Raw genomic sequence first — 15,356 nt, 5'->3', positions numbered from 1 at the left:
ATCTGAAGGAACCATCATGAGCTTCTACCGCGACTTCCACGACAAGACCGCCATCGCCGACTGGAGCCGCCGCGAACGGCCGGGTTACGACAGCATCGCGGTGCGCCCGCTGTCGCCCATCCTGGGCGCCGAGGTCGAGGGCGTGGATCTGTCCAAGCCATTGAGCGAGACGCAGTTGGCCGACATCCGCAAGGCCATCGCCGACCATCTGGTGCTGGTGTTCCGCGACCAGGACATCACCGCGGAGGACCACAAGCGCTTCGCCCGCCACTTCGGCACGCTGCACCGCCATGTGCTGGGGGGCGCGCGGCAATTGTCGTCGAACGACCACGACCCGGAGATCCTGGCCTGGCGCACCGGCCCTGAAGCCCGTTACACCGCCGGCGACGCGTGGCATTCCGACGTGACCTGCGATCCCGAGCCCATCTGGGGCTCCTTCCTGCGCGTCACCCGGCAGCCCGAGATCGGTGGCGACACCGCCTTCGCCAACATGTATCTCGCCTATGATTCGCTGTCGGAGAAGGTCAAGGCGCTGCTCGACGGGCTGACCGCCGTCCATGACGGGGGCAAGGCCTGGACGGCGGGCTACGGCGCGACGCCGCAGCCCGGCCAGACCTTTCCGTCCACCGAGCATCCGGTGGTGGCGCGCCATCATCTGACCGGGCGCAAGTACCTGTTCGTCAACGAGGCCTTCACCAGCCACATCGTCCAGCTCACCCGCACCGAGAGCGACGCCGTCCTGGGCCTGCTGTTCCGCCACATCGAAAGGAACCTGGCCTTCCAGACGCGCATCCACTGGCGCCCCAACTCCCTGGTCTTCTGGGACAACTGGGCCACCCAGCACCACGCCGTCTGGGACTACTACCCGCATGAACGGTGGGGCGAGCGCGCCTCGGCCTTCATCGGCTCCGCGCCGAAGCCCTGACCGCGCGCCGCTGCCTTCTGGCGTTCGGAATCGGTGAGCCGGGCCAGCATGCGGGCGGCGCCAGTTCCGCAGGACCCACGTTGCGCCGAATGGCCCGGGACGCATCGCCGGCTCGCCTCCATCCACGCCGCGCAGAAGGGGGAGCGTGCCTGGCCTCCCTTGGCTCTGTTCAAGGCGCTCGCGGCGGTCTCGGTCACGCCAGCCGCGCGAGCAACGCATCCAGCATGCGATCGCAGGCGGCCAACTGATCCTCCGCGACGAACTCGTCCGGCTTGTGGGCTTCGCCGATGCTGCCGGGGCCGCAGACGACGGTGGGAATGGACAGGCGCCGCTGGAACAGGCCGCCTTCGGTGCCGAAGGAAATCTTGCCAAGACTGTTGCCGCCGGTGAGCGCCTTGACGAAGGACACCACCTCCGCATCCTCGTCGGTGTCGAGGGCGGGGTAGCTGGACAGCTCCGTGATGTCCACGGCGGCGGCGGGGAAGGCGGTCCGCAGACGCTTCTCCATGGCGTCCGCTTCGGCGCGGACGGCATCGAGCAGAGGGTCCACCGGGTCCTGCGGCAGGTGGCGGATCTCCATGTCGAGGCGGCACTGGTTGGGCACGATGTTCAGCGCGGTGCCGCCCTGGATGACGCCGGCGTGGATGGTGGTCCAGGGCACGTCATAGCCGGCGTCGCGCGCCCCTTCGGCCTGGACCCGCTCCTGAAGGCGGCGCAGACCGGAGAGCATGTCGCAGGCCATGTGGATGGCGTTCAGCCCTTGCGGCGCGAGGCTCGAATGGCATTCGGCGCCCCGGCAGTCGATGCGCAGCGCCGTCTTGCCCTTGTGGGCGGTCACCACCTGCATCAGCGTGGGTTCGCCGACGATGCAGAAGCGCGGGCGGACCGGCAGGGCGGCCATCATGTCGATCAGGCGCCGCACGCCCAGGCACCCCACCTCCTCGTCATAGGACAGCGCGAGATGAAGCGGCTGGCTGAGCGTCCGCCCGGACGCCCGCTCGGCCAGGGCCATCGCCGCGGCGATGAAGCCCTTCATGTCGGCGGTCCCGCGGCCGTAGAGATTGCCGGCCCGGCGGGTCAGGCGGAAGGGATCGCAGGTCCAGGCCTGCCCGTCCACCGGCACCACGTCGGTGTGGCCGGACAGCAGAACGCCCGGACGGTCGGCTGGGCCGACGCTGGCGAAGAGGTTGGCCTTGCGCCCGTCCTCGCTCGGCACCAGCCGCGTGGTGGCGCCGGCCGCCTCCAGCCGCTCCTTGACCCAGAGGATAAGGTCGAGGTTGCTGTTGCGGCTGACCGTGGGAAAGGCCACCAGCCGCTCCAGAATGTCCAGCGTCGCACCCATGGCGGGTATGGTCCTTCTTCCTTGGTCTTTTCAGCGCCGGCTTTCACAAGCCGGGGGTGAAGTCGGCACGGAGGCGGCCATCGGCCGGCCGCCTCCGCTCCTCGTCAGGCCGCTCCGCTCACTTGGCGTCGAAGTAGCCGGCCTGGATGGTCTTGCCGATCAGGTTGCAGATGATGCGGCCGGCGGTGATGGCGGTGATGCCGTTCACGTCCTTCTTGGGCGTGATCTCCACGATGTCCATGCCGACCACGCGGCCCTTCTTCACCAGACCGTGGATCAGCGTGCGGATCTGGGGGTAGGTCACGCCGCCCGGCGCCGGGCCGTTGACGGCCGGCATGATGGTCGGGTCCATGCCGTCGGCGTCGATGGTCAGGTAGTAGCGCCCGCCATCGGGAATGCGGTCGAGCACCGCCTTCATGCCGACGTCCTGCAGCTCCACGTCGGGGATCAGCACGGCGCCGTAGGCTTGGGCCGCCTCGACCTCCTCCGGCCGGGCGCTGCCGGCGGAGCGCAAGCCGATCTGGAAGATCTGGCCGACATGGTCCATTTCCGCCGCGCGGCGGATCGGGCTGGAATAGCCGCCGCGGGCGCCGTTCACATGATCGCGCCAGTCGAGGTGCGCGTCGATGTGCACGAGCGTGATCGGACCCTGGTCGTCGTAGGCGCGCAGCACCGGGATCGGGATGCCGTGGTCGCCGCCGATGATGATCGGCAGCATGCCCTTGGCGAGCATCGCCCGCACCACCGCCTCGGCGTTGCGGTAATGCAGGTCGAGGTCGCGCGGGTTCGCCTTCACGTCGCCGCAGTCCACGACCTTGATGTCCTTCCCGCCGAGCAGCGGACCGCCGATGTCGAAGTCCCAGCGCTCCAGCTGGCGCAGCGCCCGCTCGGTGTAGCGGCGGACCCAGGTCGGGGCGTTGGTCTGGTCGTTGGTCACCTCGTCGATCGAGTAGGGATCGCCGTAGGGGATGCCGAGGATGCCGATGTGGCCGTCGAGCTGGTCGAGATCCGTGCAGATGGGGAAGTCGAGGAAGCTCTGCAGTTCGCGGCGCGGCGGGTTGGTCAGGGTGCTGCTCATGGCGGGCGTTCCAGGTCTCTTTTGTGGCCAGGTTTCTTCTGTGGGATGCGGGAAATCAGGGGGCGTCGGGGATCACGGCGATGGCGTCGACCTCGACCACCCACTCCGGCCGCGCCAGGGCGCTGACGACGATGCCGGTGGAGACGGGATGGACGCCCTTCAGCCACTTGCCGATGGTGCGGTAGACCGGCTCGCGGTAGCGCGGGTCGGTGATGTAGACGGTGATCTTGCAGATGTGCTCCATCTTCGCGCCGGCCTCGTCGAGCAGCATCTTGATGTTGCTCATGGCCTGCTCGGTCTGGCCGGCGGCGTCGCCGATGGCCACGCTCTCGCTGGTGTCGAGGTTCTGGCCGATCTGGCCGCGCACGAAGACCATCGCACCGCGGGCCACGACCGTCTGGCAGAGGTCGTTGTCCAGCGCCTGCTCGGGATAGGTCTTCTTGGTGTTGAACTTGCGGATGCGGGTGTGGGTGGTCATGGGTCGGTTCTCTCTTGGGTGAACGGGTGCGCCGGGCATGGAGAGGGCGTGTCCGGGAGGCCGAAGCCGCCCCGGCCGTCACGCCGCCCGGAAAGGGTTGCGGATTAGACGGTCAGTGCAGGGCCGCCAGCTCGGGGAAGACCGACGCCCGTTCCGCCAGCTCGGCCAGGGGGATGTGGCAGGCGATGCGGTGGCCGTCGGGCGCTGTCTGCATCGGCGGAGCGCGCTCGTCGCAGATGGTGCCGAGCTTGCGCGGGCAGCGGTCGCGGAACGCGCATCCCCCGCCGCCGGGCGGTGCCGTGGAATCCTCCAGCAGGATGCGCTCGGGCTCCGGCCCGTCCTCCGGCCCGCTCAGCCGCGGCACGGCCGACAGCAGCGCCTCGGTGTAGGGGTGGTAGGGTGGGCGCAGGACCCGGCCGATCGGTCCCTCCTCGCAGATGGTCCCGCCATAGACGACCAGCACGCGGTCGGCGATGTGCGACACCACGGCGATGTCGTGGGTGATGAACAGGTAGGACAGCCCCAGCTCGTCCCGCAGGTCGGCCAGCAGGTTGAGGATGTTGGCCTGCACCGAGACGTCGAGCGCCGACACCGCCTCGTCGCAGACGACGAATTCCGGATCGGTGGCCAGGGCGCGGGCGATGTTCACGCGCTGGCGCTCGCCGCCGCTCAGCTCGTGCGGGTAGCGGTCGGCGTAGGCGGCGGGCAGGCCGACGCGGGTCAGCAGGGCCGCGATCATCTCCCGGCGCTCCGCCTCGCCCTGGCGGCCGGCGAGGACGAGCGGGCGCTCCATGGCCGCCCCCACCGTCTTGCGCGGGTTGAGCGAGGCGGCGGAATTCTGGAAGACCAGCTGGGCGCGGCGGCGCAGGTCGCGGTCGCCCTCCTTGGCCTGCTTGACGAAGTCGGCGCCGTCGAACAGCACCGTGCCGCTGGTCGGCTCGATCAGGGCCAGCAGGGAGCGGCCGATCGTGCTCTTGCCGCTGCCGCTCTCGCCGACGACGCCCAGCACCTCGCCGCGCCGGATGGTGAAGGAGACGTCGTCGACCGCCACCGTGCCGTCGCGGCGGAGCCACGGCAGGATCGACCGGCGCTCGCCGAAGACCTTGCGCAGCGCCTCGACCTGCACCAGCGGGGCGGAGCGGGCCGGCATCTCCTTGTGTGGCCGGGACGCCGTGGTCGCCTCCTCCGGCCACGGGGTGCCGGCCAGGGCCTCGGCCTTCCAGCAGCGCACGCTGTTGCCGGCGGCGTCCCCGCGCAGCGCCTGGGGCAGGCGGCGGCAGGTCTCCTCGGCGAACGGACAGCGCGGCGCGAAGACGCAGGAGTCGGGAGGACCCGACAGCTTGCTGACCGTGCCCGGGATCGAGGACAGGCGGTGCCGGCGGTCGGTGGTGATGCGGGGCAGCGCCGCCACCAGCCCCTTGGTGTAGGGATGGACCGGCCGGGCCAGCACGTCGCGGGTGCGCCCGGTCTCCACGACCTCGCTGCCGTAGAGGACGCAGACCGAGTTGCAGATGCGGTTGACGATGCCGAGGTTGTGGGAGACGAACAGGGCGCTCAGATGGTGGCTCTCGCACAGGCCGGCGAGCAGCTCGATGATCCGCGCCTCCACCGTGACGTCGAGCGCCGTCGTCGGCTCGTCGAGGATCAGCAGCTTGGGGTCGCAGCCGAGCGCGGTGGCGATCAGCACGCGCTGCTGCATGCCGCCCGACAGCTGGTGCGGGTAGGACTGCGCGATGCGCCGCGGTTCGCGGATGCCGACCTCGGCCAGCAGCTCCTCCACCCGTGGTGCTGCCTGCCGGGGGGTGAAGCCCTTGTGCTGGACCAGCGGCTCGGCGATCTGCCGCCCGACGGTCAGCGCCGGGTTCAGCGAGGTGAAGGGGTCCTGGAAGACGGCGGCGATGCGGTCGCCGCGCAAGCTCCGGCGCTGCCCGGCGGACAGGCGGCGCAGGTCGGTGCCCTCGAACAGGATCTCGCCGCCGTCGATGCGGCCGGCCTCGCCCAGCAGATCGAGGATGGCCATGGCGACGGTGCTCTTGCCCGAGCCGGACTCGCCCACCAGCCCCATGACCTCGCCCGGCCGGATCGCGAAGCTGACGTCGCTGGCGGCGCGCAGCGTGCCGCGCGGGCTGGCGTAGTTGATGGTGAGGTTGCGCACCTCCAGCAGGGCGGACACGGCGGTCGCGGAGGCCGGGGTCGGGTCGGGGGACGCGGCGGAAAGGGGCACGAGAGCGGTCATGGGGTCAGTGTCCTCCCGTGTTGCGGGGGTCCAGCACGGCGCGCAGTCCGTCGCCCAGCAGGTTGATGCCGATCACGGTGATGCCCATGGCGATGCCGGGGCACAGCGCGATCCACGGCGCCTGCTCGACGAAGGGCCGGGCCTCGCTGATCATCAGGCCCCAGTCGGAGGAGGGCGGCTGGGCGCCCATGCCGATGAAGCTGAGGGCGGCGCCCAGCAGGATGGCGAAGACGACGCGCAGGCTGGACTCGACCGCCAGCGGCGGCCAGATGTTCGGCAGAATCTCGTGGAACAGGATGTAGGGGGTGCTCTCGCCGCGCAGCCGGGCGGCGGTGATGAACTCCTCCTGCATCAGCTCCAGGGTGATGGCGCGGGTCAGGCGGACCACCTGCGGCACGTAGACGATGCCGATGGCGACGATCGCCTTCCACAGGGCCGGCGGCGTGACGGCCAGGACGAGAATCCCCAGCAGGATGGGCGGGAAGGACATCAGCACGTCCATGCAGCGCATGATGATCTCGTCGGTCCGGCCCCGGCCGTAGCCGGCGACCAGCCCCAGCGGCACGCCGACGAGCAGGCTGATGGCGGTGGCGGCGACGCCCATGACCAGCGAGTTGGTCGTGCCGACGAGGGTGCGGCTGAACACGTCGCGGCCGTACTCGTCGGTGCCGAACCAGAAGTCCGGCCCCGGCGGCTGGAGCCGGCTCATGATGTTCATCTCGTCGTAGGGGTAGGGGGCCAGCCAGGGGCCGGCCACGGCGACCACCAGCAGCGGCGCCAGCAGCGCGATCCCGAGGACGAGCGAGGTGGGCCAGCGCTTCGACGCGGAGCGGGGCTGGGCGGCGCGGGTTGGGCTCGCGGCGGTCATGTCAGGCGTTCCCCATGCCATGGCGGATCTTCGGGTTGACGAACGCGTAGAGGAGGTCGGCCGCCAGGTTCGCCAGGCAGTAGGCCGTCGAGATGATCAGGATGGTCGCCTGGATCAGCGGCAGGTCGTGGCGCTGGATGGCGAACAGCAGCAGCCGGCCCATGCCGGGGAAGGAGAAGACCGTCTCGATGACCACCACGCCGCCGAGGATCAGACCGAAGTCGATGGCGAGCACGGTGATGGTCGGCAGCAGCGCGTTGCGCAGGGCGTGGCGGACGATCACCACCTTCTCCGGCAGGCCCTTGGCGCGGGCGTATTTCACGTAGTTGGTCTGCAGGACGTCGATCATGCTGGAGCGGGTCAGCCGCGCGATGCGGGCGATCAGCATCAGCACCAGCGTGACGACCGGCAGGACCAGATGCGAGGCCCAGGGCACGAAGCCGTCGGCGAGCGGAGCGTAGCCGCCGGTCGGCAGCCATTTCAGGTAGCTGCCGAAGACCAGCACCAGGACGATGGCCCAGAAGAAGTCGGGAACGGCGATGCCGAGATAGGACACGCCCGAGACCATCTGGTCGGCCATGCGCCCGCGGCGCACCGCGGCCAGGACGCCGGCGCCGATGCCGATCACCGTCACCACCGCCAGGGCGACCACCGCCAGGACCAGGGACCGGCTCAGCGCCTCCATCAGGATCGGCGCGACCGGCTGCTCCAGCACCAGCGAGCGGCCGAGATCGCCCTGCAGGATGCCGGCGGCCCAGCGGCCGTACTGCACGATCAGGGGCTGGTCGAGCCCGAGCTTGACCGTGATGGCGTCGATCACCTCCTTGGAGGCGAACTGCCCGGCGATCATCGACGCGACGTCGCCCGGCATCGCCTGTGTCACGAGGAAGACGAGGATCGACATGACGACCAGCACCATCGCCAGATAGGCCAGCCGGGTGAGTGTGTAGAGGAGCATGGAGAGAGCTTCCCTTGGCCTGGGGCCGCCGGGAGCGCGGCGGGCGCTCCCGACGCCGTCGACGGCTCTACTGGCCGACCGAAACGTTGCGCAGGTCGAGGAACATCATCGGATGGGAGGTGAAGCCCTGCACCCGCGCGCTCACGCCGTTGACGTGGTTGATGACGTAGGGGATGACGCCGGGGGCATCCTGGACGGCCAGCGCCTGCACCTCGCCATAGAGCTTCTTGGCCTCCTCCTCGCTGGACGCCTGGCGGGCGCCGTCGAGCAGCTTGTCCATCGCCGGGTTGGCGTAGTTCCACAGCGCGGCGTTCCACGAGCCGCGCGAGTGGTACCAGGGGTAGACCGAGGTATCGATCGTCGGGCGGCTGAAGAAGCCGTCGATGTAGAAGCCCGCCTTGCCCTCGATGTCCTTCAGGAAGACGTCGAAGGGCACGCGCTGCACGTTGACGGTGATGCCCGCCGGCTTCAGCAGCTCGCGGACCGCCAGCCCCAGACGCTCGCGGGTGGCGCGGCCGGCCGGGGTGTAGAGCGTGACCTCGAAGCCGTTGGGATAGCCCGCCTCGGCCAGCATCTTCTTGGCGGCCGCCGGGTCGCCCTTGGCGATGGGCAGATCCTTGTTGAAGTAGGGGTGGCTCGGCGGGATCGGCGAATGGGTCGGCGTGCCGTAGCCGAACAGGGCGATCTGGGTGATCGCCTGCTTGTCCAGCGCCGTCGCCACGGCGCGGCGGACGCGCACGTCGTCGAACGGCTTGGTCGTGCCGTTCATGATCACGCCGTCCCAGGTGGAGGTCGGCACGGCTTCGGCCTTCAGGTTGGACGTCGCCTTGACCTTGTCCACCGCCTCCGGCGGCAGGTTCCAGGCGAGGTCCAGCTCACCCGTGGTCAGCGCCGCCACCTGGCTGGCCGTCTCGGGCAGGATGCGGATCACCACCTCGTCCAGCTTGGGCAGGCCGGCCTCGAAATAGGTCGGGTTGCGCTTCACCACCATGCGGTCGCCGGGCGCGAAGGAGACGAACTGGAAGGGGCCGGTGCCGACGGGGTTGGAGGCCAGCGTGTCGAGGGCGTCGCGCGGCACGATGCGGGCCTGACGCTCGCCGAACAGCTCGGCGAAGCCGGAGTAGGGGGACTTCAGCGTGAATTCCACCGTGTGGGAATCCACCGCCTTCATCGACTCCACGATCTCGAAGTTCACGCGGGCGGTGGAGCCGGTCGCCTTGTCCTGGATGCGGGTGATGGTGGCGAGAACGTCCTCGGCGTCCATCTCGCGGCCGCTGTGGAACTTCACGCCCTTCTTCAGGAAGAAGGTCCAGGTCTTGAGGTCGGCGCTGTGCTCCCAGCGCTCGGCGAGGTCCGGCTTCAGCGTCATGTCGGCGGCGATCGCCGTCAGGCCGTTGAAGAGGAGGTAGGCGGCCACATACTCCTGGCCGCCCTTCATCTTGGCGGGGTCGAGGGTGTTCAGGTTCGAATCCACCGCCACCTTGAGCGTGCCGGCGGCCTGCGCGGACAGCGCCGTGCCGGAGAGGAGGAAAGCCGAGAGCACAGCCCGTGCCACCAACCGTTTCACCATGATGAAGCCTCTCTGCTTGCGGGGTCCGTTGTGGACCTTGGTTCCTGTTGCCTCGACGCTCTCACAGACGTGTCATGAACGGAACGACCGAGGCCGCGCCGCCCGACGGGCCATGATGTGCCTAAAATATACTCATTTTTGCGGATGCGAGCGGGATGCCCGATTTTCGACCACAGGGGAAGTCCGGATTTCGCCGTTGGGGTTTGGTTCGCCCCGCCGATAATCATGCCTAAAAATTAGGCTCACGTGCTGGCGGCCGTCTCGCATCATGAATGTTTTTTGTCGGCATCATGAATGCAGCTGTATGCTGTCGGCCCAAACGTCAATCCCCGCCGCCATCCAGCAACCCGTCCAGGCCGGGGAGGTGGTCGATCGCCAGCAGACGCCGGTGGAGCCGTTGCGCCGCCGCGGGTCCGATGGCGCGGCCGGCGCAGGCGAGGAACTTCGCGGTGTGGGCCTCCATCGACAGGGGGCGTGCGACGGTGCCGCGCGCCGAGGCGCAGAAGCGGCGGACGCTTTGCCCCGTCCGGGTCTCCACCGTCACGTCGGCGCCCTCCGGGGCCAGCCGTGCCCGGTCGGGATCGGCGCCCCAGCCGGGATCGGGCCGCAGGCTCACACGCTCCATCGCCGCGCGCAGGCGCGGGTCGGCCAGCGTCGGCCCGCTCAGATGATCCAGCGTCAGGTCGCCGTGCAGCATCACGCAGGCCACCGCGAAGGGCAGGCTGAAGCGGGCTTCGCCGGGGGTGGCCGGGCGGTCGTAGGTGAGGTTGGCGGCCACCACCGGCGGCACGACGCAGCGCACCGCCGTGATGTCCGACGGGTCCAGCCGGTGCTCCGCCATCACGTCGCGCACCGCGTCGGCCGCGGCGTGCGAGGAGAGGCAGACCGGGTAGGCCTTGGTGTCGATGCCGGGGTCGAGCAGGCTCCACCGCCGGCCCAGCTCGTCCAGCGCCGTGGCGTCGAAACGGCCCTGCGCGACCAGCCGGGCGAAGCCGCGCGGGTCCTCGACCACACCGTGCGGCACGCTCCCGCCGCGCATCGCCAGACGCGCCGCGTGCAGCCCGTTCGCGGCGGCCTGGGCGGCCAGCAGCGGCTTGGCGCCCGTGCCGAAGCAGGCCCGCAGGCCGCCGGCCCCGCAGAGCGCGAAGGCGACGGCATCGGCGGCCCGGTCGCCGTCCAGCCGGAAGGCCTTGGCCGCCGCCGCCGCGGCACCGACGGCGCCGAACAGAGCGGTGGTCCACCAGCCGGCTTCGTACACGCCGTTGCCGAGGGCGATGGCCAGCGCGTATTCCGCCTCCGACCCGGCCACCACCGCGGTCAGCAGATCGGCCCCCGTCCCGCCGGCGGCCTCCACCGCGGCCAGGGCGGTCGGCACCACCACGGCGGAACCATGGACGAAGCCGGCGTAGCAATTGTCGTCGAAATCCAGCGCGTGGGCGGCGGCGGTGTTCGCGAAGGCGGCCCCTTCGGCGCACAGCCGCCCGCCCCCCAGCAGGGTGGACGGACCGGCGGCGTGGGTCTCCAGCGCCTCCTGGCGCGCCATGCGGGCGGCGTCGGCATCGGCACCAGCCAGAGCCACGCCCAGCGTGTCGATGATGCAGCCACGGCCGACCGCGGCGACCTCCTCGGGAATGCCGGACCGTTCCAGACCGGCCAGCCAATGGCCGATGAACCGGGCAGCGGGCGGGGAGGAGGGAGGGTCGGAGGGTGAGGCGGTCATGGCGGGACCTCGCGCGGATGGGGGAACGATCCCGCAAGGCTGCCAGCGACCCTCGTCGCCCCGTCAGGTCAAGAAAGGACTTTCATGGTCGGGATGAATTGGATTCATAATGTGGCGCCCCTCGGCACCACCCCGCCCACCGACCGACGGAACTTGCCATCGCCATGCGCCACCGCGACTTCGACCTGGATTCCCTTGAAGTGTTCGTGACGGTGGCGGAGCTGGGCAACATGACCCGCGCGGCGGGCCAGCTGGGGCTGACCCAGTCGGCGGTGTCGCACGTGGTGCGTCAACTGGAAACCGCCTTCGCCACCCAGCTCTTCGACCGGAGCATCCGGCCGATGGCGCTGACCGCATCCGGCCACCGGCTGTGGCACTGGAGCAAACGGATTCTCGGCGACGCCCGTCAATTGCCGGCGGTGATCGGCGGCAAGGACACGCTCTTCGTGCCGGAGCTTCGGCTCGGCTGCATCGACACGCTGGCCGCCCCGTTCATGCCGCGGTTGCTCCAGCAGCTGCGCGACAGCGTGCCGTCCTTCAGCATCGCGGCGGGGCTCAGCCGCCAGCTGCGGGAGCAGTTCATGGCCCGGCGCCTGGACGTGATCTTCACCAACGAGTCCTTCGACGACCTGGATCAGGTGGACAGCTTCCGGCTGCTCAGCGAGCCCTTCGTGCTTCTGGTGCCCCGCAGCGCGCCGGACGTCGCCGACGAGGCCGGGCTGCGCGCGCTCTCGCAGGCCCTGCCATTGATCCGGAACACCGTGGACAGCAGCCTGGGCCGGATGGTGGACCAGCATCTGCGCCGGCTGGGCATGGAGATTCCGCGCAGCTTCGCCTTCGACGCCGTCGACACCATGATGGCCATGGTGGCCGAAGAGATGGGGTGGAGCCTGCTTCCGCCGACCGCGCTGGTGAAAAGCCGCCAGCATCTGGGGCGCCTGAAGGTGCTGCCCTTTCCGGCGGCCAGCTTCCGCCGGTCGGTCTTCGTGGTGGCCCGCAAGGGCGAACTGGGGGCGCTGCCGGCGCGCATCCACAAGGCTGGCCGTGCCATCCTCACCCAGGGCTATTTCACGGATGTCTTCGCCTCGTCGCCCTGGCTGAAACCGATGATCGGACGCTGACGACCGGCGCCCCCTCCGCCCCGCTCATCCCAGCCTCATCCGTCGGCGCGCGGCCGGCTCTTGCCTTGGCGCCGCCCCCGGGCGAAACGCCGAAGGAGCGGCGGAAGGCATGGCCGAAGGCGCTCTGCGAGCTGTACCCGACCTTGCTCGCGATGCTGGCGACGTCGGTATGACGCTGCCCCAAGGCGGCGCGCGCGAGGGTGAGACGCCAAGCCCGCACATAGGCCAGCGGGGGCTGTCCCACGTGGCGGGTGAATTGTGCGGAGAAGGCGGCGCGCGACATGTTGGCGACGGACGCGAGCTGCGCCACGGTCCACGGTCGGGCGACGTCGTCGTGAATGGCGCGCAGCGCCCGGCCAAGCCGAGGATCGGACAACGCAGTCAGCCAGCCCATCCCGACCGCCTCGCCATCCGCCGCATGGGCGCGGATCGCCTCGATCAGCAGCACGTCCGCGAGGCGGGCGGTCACGACTCCACGGCCCAAATGGGCCCGCTCCATCTCGTCCCTCAGCAAGGTGAGGATCGTCGATACCGCTCCCGATCCAGGGGAGGATCGAGGGATCAGCAGGACATCCGGCAGTCTGTCGAGCAGGAACTCGGCGTTCCCGTCGGCGAAGGAGACGCTGCCGCCGATCGAGATCGTATCGCTTCCGCCAAGCTGAACGGTGTCGCGGCCGGGAATGCCGAAGAGGCTCTGGCCGTCGGCGCGGGGCAAGGCCGGATCGCTGGCGACGGCGTAGGGTGTCCGTCCGATGAGACAGACATCCCCGGCGCCCATCAGCCACGGAGGACGACCCGGGAGGATCAACCAGCTCGCGCCCTTCAGCAGCGCCACGAACTTCAAGCGGTCGAGCGCCGGGAATTCCAGCGACCAGTCGTCCGAGGCCTCCAGCCGCGTCAGACGGCTGATCCTGGGGCTGAGGACATGCAGGACATCCGACAACGGATCGGCCTCATTCCAAGACGATCGCGACAAAATCACGGACCCTCGATCATGGACAATCTTGCACCATTCGCAAACTGTGTGTGCGAGGGAGAAAGGCAATGGGCATTGAAGGCAAGGTCGTCGTCATCACCGGTGCCAGCAGCGGCATCGGCCGTGCCACCGCAACGCTGCTGGCCGATCGGGGGGCGTTCGTTGTCCTGGGCGCCCGCCGGGAAAGCGCGCTGGCCGACGTGTCGAGCGCGATTGCCGCAGCCGGAGGCACAGCCCTTCACAGGGTGACCGACGTCCGCCGGCGTGACGATCTCGATGCCCTGGTAGCCCTTGCCGTCGAGCGGGGCGGCAAGGTCGATGTCCTGGTGAACAGCGCGGGGATCGGCCCGATCTCGCGCTTCGACGCGCTCCGTGTGGAGGATTGGGACGCCATGATCGATGTCAATCTGCGCGGGACGCTGTATGGGATTGCCGCCGTGCTGCCGCTGTTCCAGCGCCAGCAATCCGGCCACATCATCAACATCGTTTCGACCGCCGGCCTCAAGATCGTTCCCACCATGGGGGTGTATGCCGCGACGAAGAACGCGGTGCGCACCGCCACCGAAGCCCTACGGCAGGAAGCCGGACCACATCTGCGGGTGACGGAGATTTCTCCCGGATTCGTCGCAACCGATTTCGCGAATTCCATGACCGACCCCGCCATGCGGGAGGTGATGGCAAAGCGTGCCGCCACGGTCTCGATCCCGCCCGAAGCGATCGCTCGCGGCGTCGTCTATGCGATCGAGCAACCGGATGATGTCGATGTCGGCAGCGTCGTGATCCGGCCAACGGCGCAGGACTGAACGCCCGCTTTCCGGGAACGTCGCAACGTGCCGGCCGCCGCAAAGGCAATGGGGTGTTCGAAACGGTCGTTTGCACCCCTCCTCCATAACTTTGCAAAAGGGGGCGTCCGGAAGCTGTTCCGGCTTGGGAGAAGGGGTCTGGCCCTCATCGGGTACGCGCGTCCCAGGCGCGGCCGGATCGGGCGGGCTCGGGTTCAAGGCTTATCAGACGGCGAGGCATTGTCGCGGCAGCGGTTGGCCGCCCGCCGGTCACGACGATGTTCTCGCAGGATGTCGCCGCTCTCGTAGGCCCGCCACCGGTCCCGTGGCAACGCCGGGCCGCCTCACCCCGGCGCGACGCCGTTCAGAAGGTGATAGCTGCGGATCACCTGGCTGTCGTCCATCGTGCCCTCGCCGCGCCCGGAGGCGGAGAGGAACATCTGGTGGGCGACGGCGGCCAGCGGCAGCGCGGCCTTGGCGCCGCGCCCGGCCTCCAGGACGATGCCGAGGTCCTTGACGAAGATGTCCACGGCGCTGGTGATGCCCGGCTCGGCCTCCAGCATGCGCGGGCCGCGGTCCTTCAGCATCCAGCTCGACGCGGCGGAGCCGCTCATGATCTCCAGCAGGACCGCCAGATCGACGCCGGCCTTGGCGGCCAGCGAGAAGGCTTCCGCCACCACGGCGATGTGGACGCCGCACAGAAGCTGGTTGACCGTCTTCACCGTGGCGCCCTGTCCCGGCGCCTCGCCGACGTGGAAGACCTTGTCGCCCATCGCCGCCAGGACCGGGCGCACCCGCTCCACCACCGCGGCCGGGGCCGCCGCCATGATCGACAGCGTTCCGGCCACCGCCCCGACGGTGCCGCCCGACACCGGGGCGTCCACAAAGCGCCGCCCCGCCGCCTCGACCCGCGCGGCGAGCGCGGCGACGGCGTCCGGCGGGCAGGTCGCCATCAGGATCACTGTGGCGCCGTCCGGCAGGCGGTCCAGCGCGCCCTGGGCGAACAGGACGGACTCGGCCTGGGCGGCGTTGACCACCATCAGGACCAGGGCGTCGGCCCCGTCGGCGGCGGCGGCGGCGCTGTCCACCCCCCGCCCACCGCGGGCCTCCAGGGCCGCGACGCTCTCGCGCCGCACGTCGAAGCCGCGCAGCGCGAAGCCGCGGGCCAGCAGGTTGCACGCCATCGGCATGCCCATGGAACCGAGGCCGATAAAGCCAACCGTCGTCATGGCCGTATCACTTTCCTGAACTGAGGAAGGGGAGGACGGCCCGGTCCGTCCATCGGACAATCGGGGGACCGGG

At 69.8% G+C, this 15,356-nt stretch carries 13 protein-coding genes; 3 read left to right on the top strand and 10 right to left on the bottom strand.

The features are described from left to right. Positions 1 to 16 precede the first annotated feature (16 nt). Positions 17 to 925, top strand: a complete 909-nt coding sequence (locus D3869_RS29400; protein WP_137143195.1) for a TauD/TfdA dioxygenase family protein — start codon at positions 17 to 19, stop codon at positions 923 to 925. Positions 926 to 1,118: 193 nt separating this feature from the next. On the opposite strand, the gene argE is transcribed toward D3869_RS29400, so the two are convergent. The 8 genes from argE to D3869_RS29360 form a co-directional block, all read right to left on the bottom strand. Further along, positions 1,119 to 2,267 carry an acetylornithine deacetylase gene (gene argE, locus D3869_RS29395; RefSeq protein ID WP_175426664.1) on the bottom strand — a complete coding sequence of 383 codons (1,149 nt, stop codon included), beginning with the start codon at positions 2,265 to 2,267 and terminating at the stop codon, positions 1,119 to 1,121. Positions 2,268 to 2,385: 118 nt separating this feature from the next. Next, the gene (locus tag D3869_RS29390) at positions 2,386 to 3,345 is read right to left on the bottom strand and encodes an agmatinase (RefSeq protein WP_014199764.1); all 960 of its coding nucleotides are present in this window, start codon (positions 3,343 to 3,345) and stop codon (positions 2,386 to 2,388) included. A 55-nt stretch (positions 3,346 to 3,400) separates the two neighbouring features. Beyond that, positions 3,401 to 3,823, bottom strand: a complete 423-nt coding sequence (locus D3869_RS29385) for a RidA family protein (RefSeq protein ID WP_014199765.1) — start codon at positions 3,821 to 3,823, stop codon at positions 3,401 to 3,403. 112 nt (positions 3,824 to 3,935) lie between these two features. Next, the gene (locus tag D3869_RS29380) at positions 3,936 to 6,059 is read right to left on the bottom strand and encodes a dipeptide ABC transporter ATP-binding protein (RefSeq protein WP_137143193.1); all 2,124 of its coding nucleotides are present in this window, start codon (positions 6,057 to 6,059) and stop codon (positions 3,936 to 3,938) included. A gap of 4 nt (positions 6,060 to 6,063) precedes the next feature. Further along, entirely contained in the window at positions 6,064 to 6,927 is an 864-nt protein-coding gene (locus D3869_RS29375) for an ABC transporter permease (protein ID WP_247896100.1), read from the bottom strand. A 1-nt stretch (position 6,928) separates the two neighbouring features. Further along, a complete protein-coding gene (locus tag D3869_RS29370) occupies positions 6,929 to 7,885 on the bottom strand; it encodes an ABC transporter permease (protein ID WP_038529233.1) in 957 nt (318 codons plus the stop codon). Positions 7,886 to 7,952: 67 nt separating this feature from the next. Beyond that, on the bottom strand, positions 7,953 to 9,455 hold the full coding sequence (locus D3869_RS29365) for an ABC transporter substrate-binding protein (RefSeq protein ID WP_094303827.1): 1,503 nt from the start codon (positions 9,453 to 9,455) through the stop codon (positions 7,953 to 7,955). Positions 9,456 to 9,777: 322 nt separating this feature from the next. Then, positions 9,778 to 11,175 (bottom strand): MmgE/PrpD family protein, encoded by a 1,398-nt coding sequence (locus D3869_RS29360; RefSeq protein WP_137143191.1) that lies wholly within the window; start codon positions 11,173 to 11,175, stop codon positions 9,778 to 9,780. Positions 11,176 to 11,339: 164 nt separating this feature from the next. Between D3869_RS29360 and D3869_RS29355 the strand changes: the two genes are divergently transcribed. Beyond that, a complete protein-coding gene (locus tag D3869_RS29355; RefSeq protein WP_247896099.1) occupies positions 11,340 to 12,296 on the top strand; it encodes a LysR family transcriptional regulator in 957 nt (318 codons plus the stop codon). On the opposite strand, the gene D3869_RS29350 is transcribed toward D3869_RS29355, so the two are convergent. Continuing rightward, the gene (locus tag D3869_RS29350) at positions 12,244 to 13,239 is read right to left on the bottom strand and encodes an AraC family transcriptional regulator (protein ID WP_247896098.1); all 996 of its coding nucleotides are present in this window, start codon (positions 13,237 to 13,239) and stop codon (positions 12,244 to 12,246) included. The two genes, D3869_RS29355 and D3869_RS29350, sit on opposite strands and share 53 nt — an antisense overlap. Before the next feature lie 101 nt (positions 13,240 to 13,340). Here D3869_RS29350 and D3869_RS29345 point away from each other — a divergent pair, with 101 nt between their 5' ends. Then, a complete protein-coding gene (locus D3869_RS29345) occupies positions 13,341 to 14,075 on the top strand; it encodes an SDR family oxidoreductase (RefSeq protein ID WP_137143189.1) in 735 nt (244 codons plus the stop codon). 323 nt (positions 14,076 to 14,398) lie between these two features. Here D3869_RS29345 and D3869_RS29340 read toward each other — a convergent pair whose 3' ends face one another. Continuing rightward, on the bottom strand, positions 14,399 to 15,343 hold the full coding sequence (locus D3869_RS29340) for an NAD(P)-dependent oxidoreductase (protein WP_432613451.1): 945 nt from the start codon (positions 15,341 to 15,343) through the stop codon (positions 14,399 to 14,401). Positions 15,344 to 15,356 lie beyond the last annotated feature (13 nt).

The sequence above is a fragment of the Azospirillum brasilense genome (assembly GCF_005222205.1).
Lineage (GTDB): Bacteria > Pseudomonadota > Alphaproteobacteria > Azospirillales > Azospirillaceae > Azospirillum > Azospirillum brasilense_G.
The sequence above is the reverse complement of the archived record's forward strand: the minus strand, read 5'-3'. Positions and strand labels throughout refer to the sequence as shown.

Bases quoted from the DNA above. Each gene is read 5' to 3' on its own strand.
- D3869_RS29390 (WP_014199764.1), bottom strand. From the start codon at position 3,345: ATGAGCAGCACCCTGACCAACCCGCCGCGCCGCGAACTGCAGAGCTTC.
- D3869_RS29355 (WP_247896099.1), top strand. From the start codon at position 11,340: ATGCGCCACCGCGACTTCGACCTGGATTCCCTTGAAGTGTTCGTGACG.
- D3869_RS29365 (WP_094303827.1), bottom strand. From the start codon at position 9,455: ATGGTGAAACGGTTGGTGGCACGGGCTGTGCTCTCGGCTTTCCTCCTC.
- argE (WP_175426664.1), bottom strand. From the start codon at position 2,267: ATGGGTGCGACGCTGGACATTCTGGAGCGGCTGGTGGCCTTTCCCACG.
- D3869_RS29385 (WP_014199765.1), bottom strand. From the start codon at position 3,823: ATGACCACCCACACCCGCATCCGCAAGTTCAACACCAAGAAGACCTAT.
- D3869_RS29375 (WP_247896100.1), bottom strand. From the start codon at position 6,927: ATGACCGCCGCGAGCCCAACCCGCGCCGCCCAGCCCCGCTCCGCGTCG.
- D3869_RS29345 (WP_137143189.1), top strand. From the start codon at position 13,341: ATGGGCATTGAAGGCAAGGTCGTCGTCATCACCGGTGCCAGCAGCGGC.
- D3869_RS29360 (WP_137143191.1), bottom strand. From the start codon at position 11,175: ATGACCGCCTCACCCTCCGACCCTCCCTCCTCCCCGCCCGCTGCCCGG.
- D3869_RS29370 (WP_038529233.1), bottom strand. From the start codon at position 7,885: ATGCTCCTCTACACACTCACCCGGCTGGCCTATCTGGCGATGGTGCTG.
- D3869_RS29400 (WP_137143195.1), top strand. From the start codon at position 17: ATGAGCTTCTACCGCGACTTCCACGACAAGACCGCCATCGCCGACTGG.
- D3869_RS29380 (WP_137143193.1), bottom strand. From the start codon at position 6,059: ATGACCGCTCTCGTGCCCCTTTCCGCCGCGTCCCCCGACCCGACCCCG.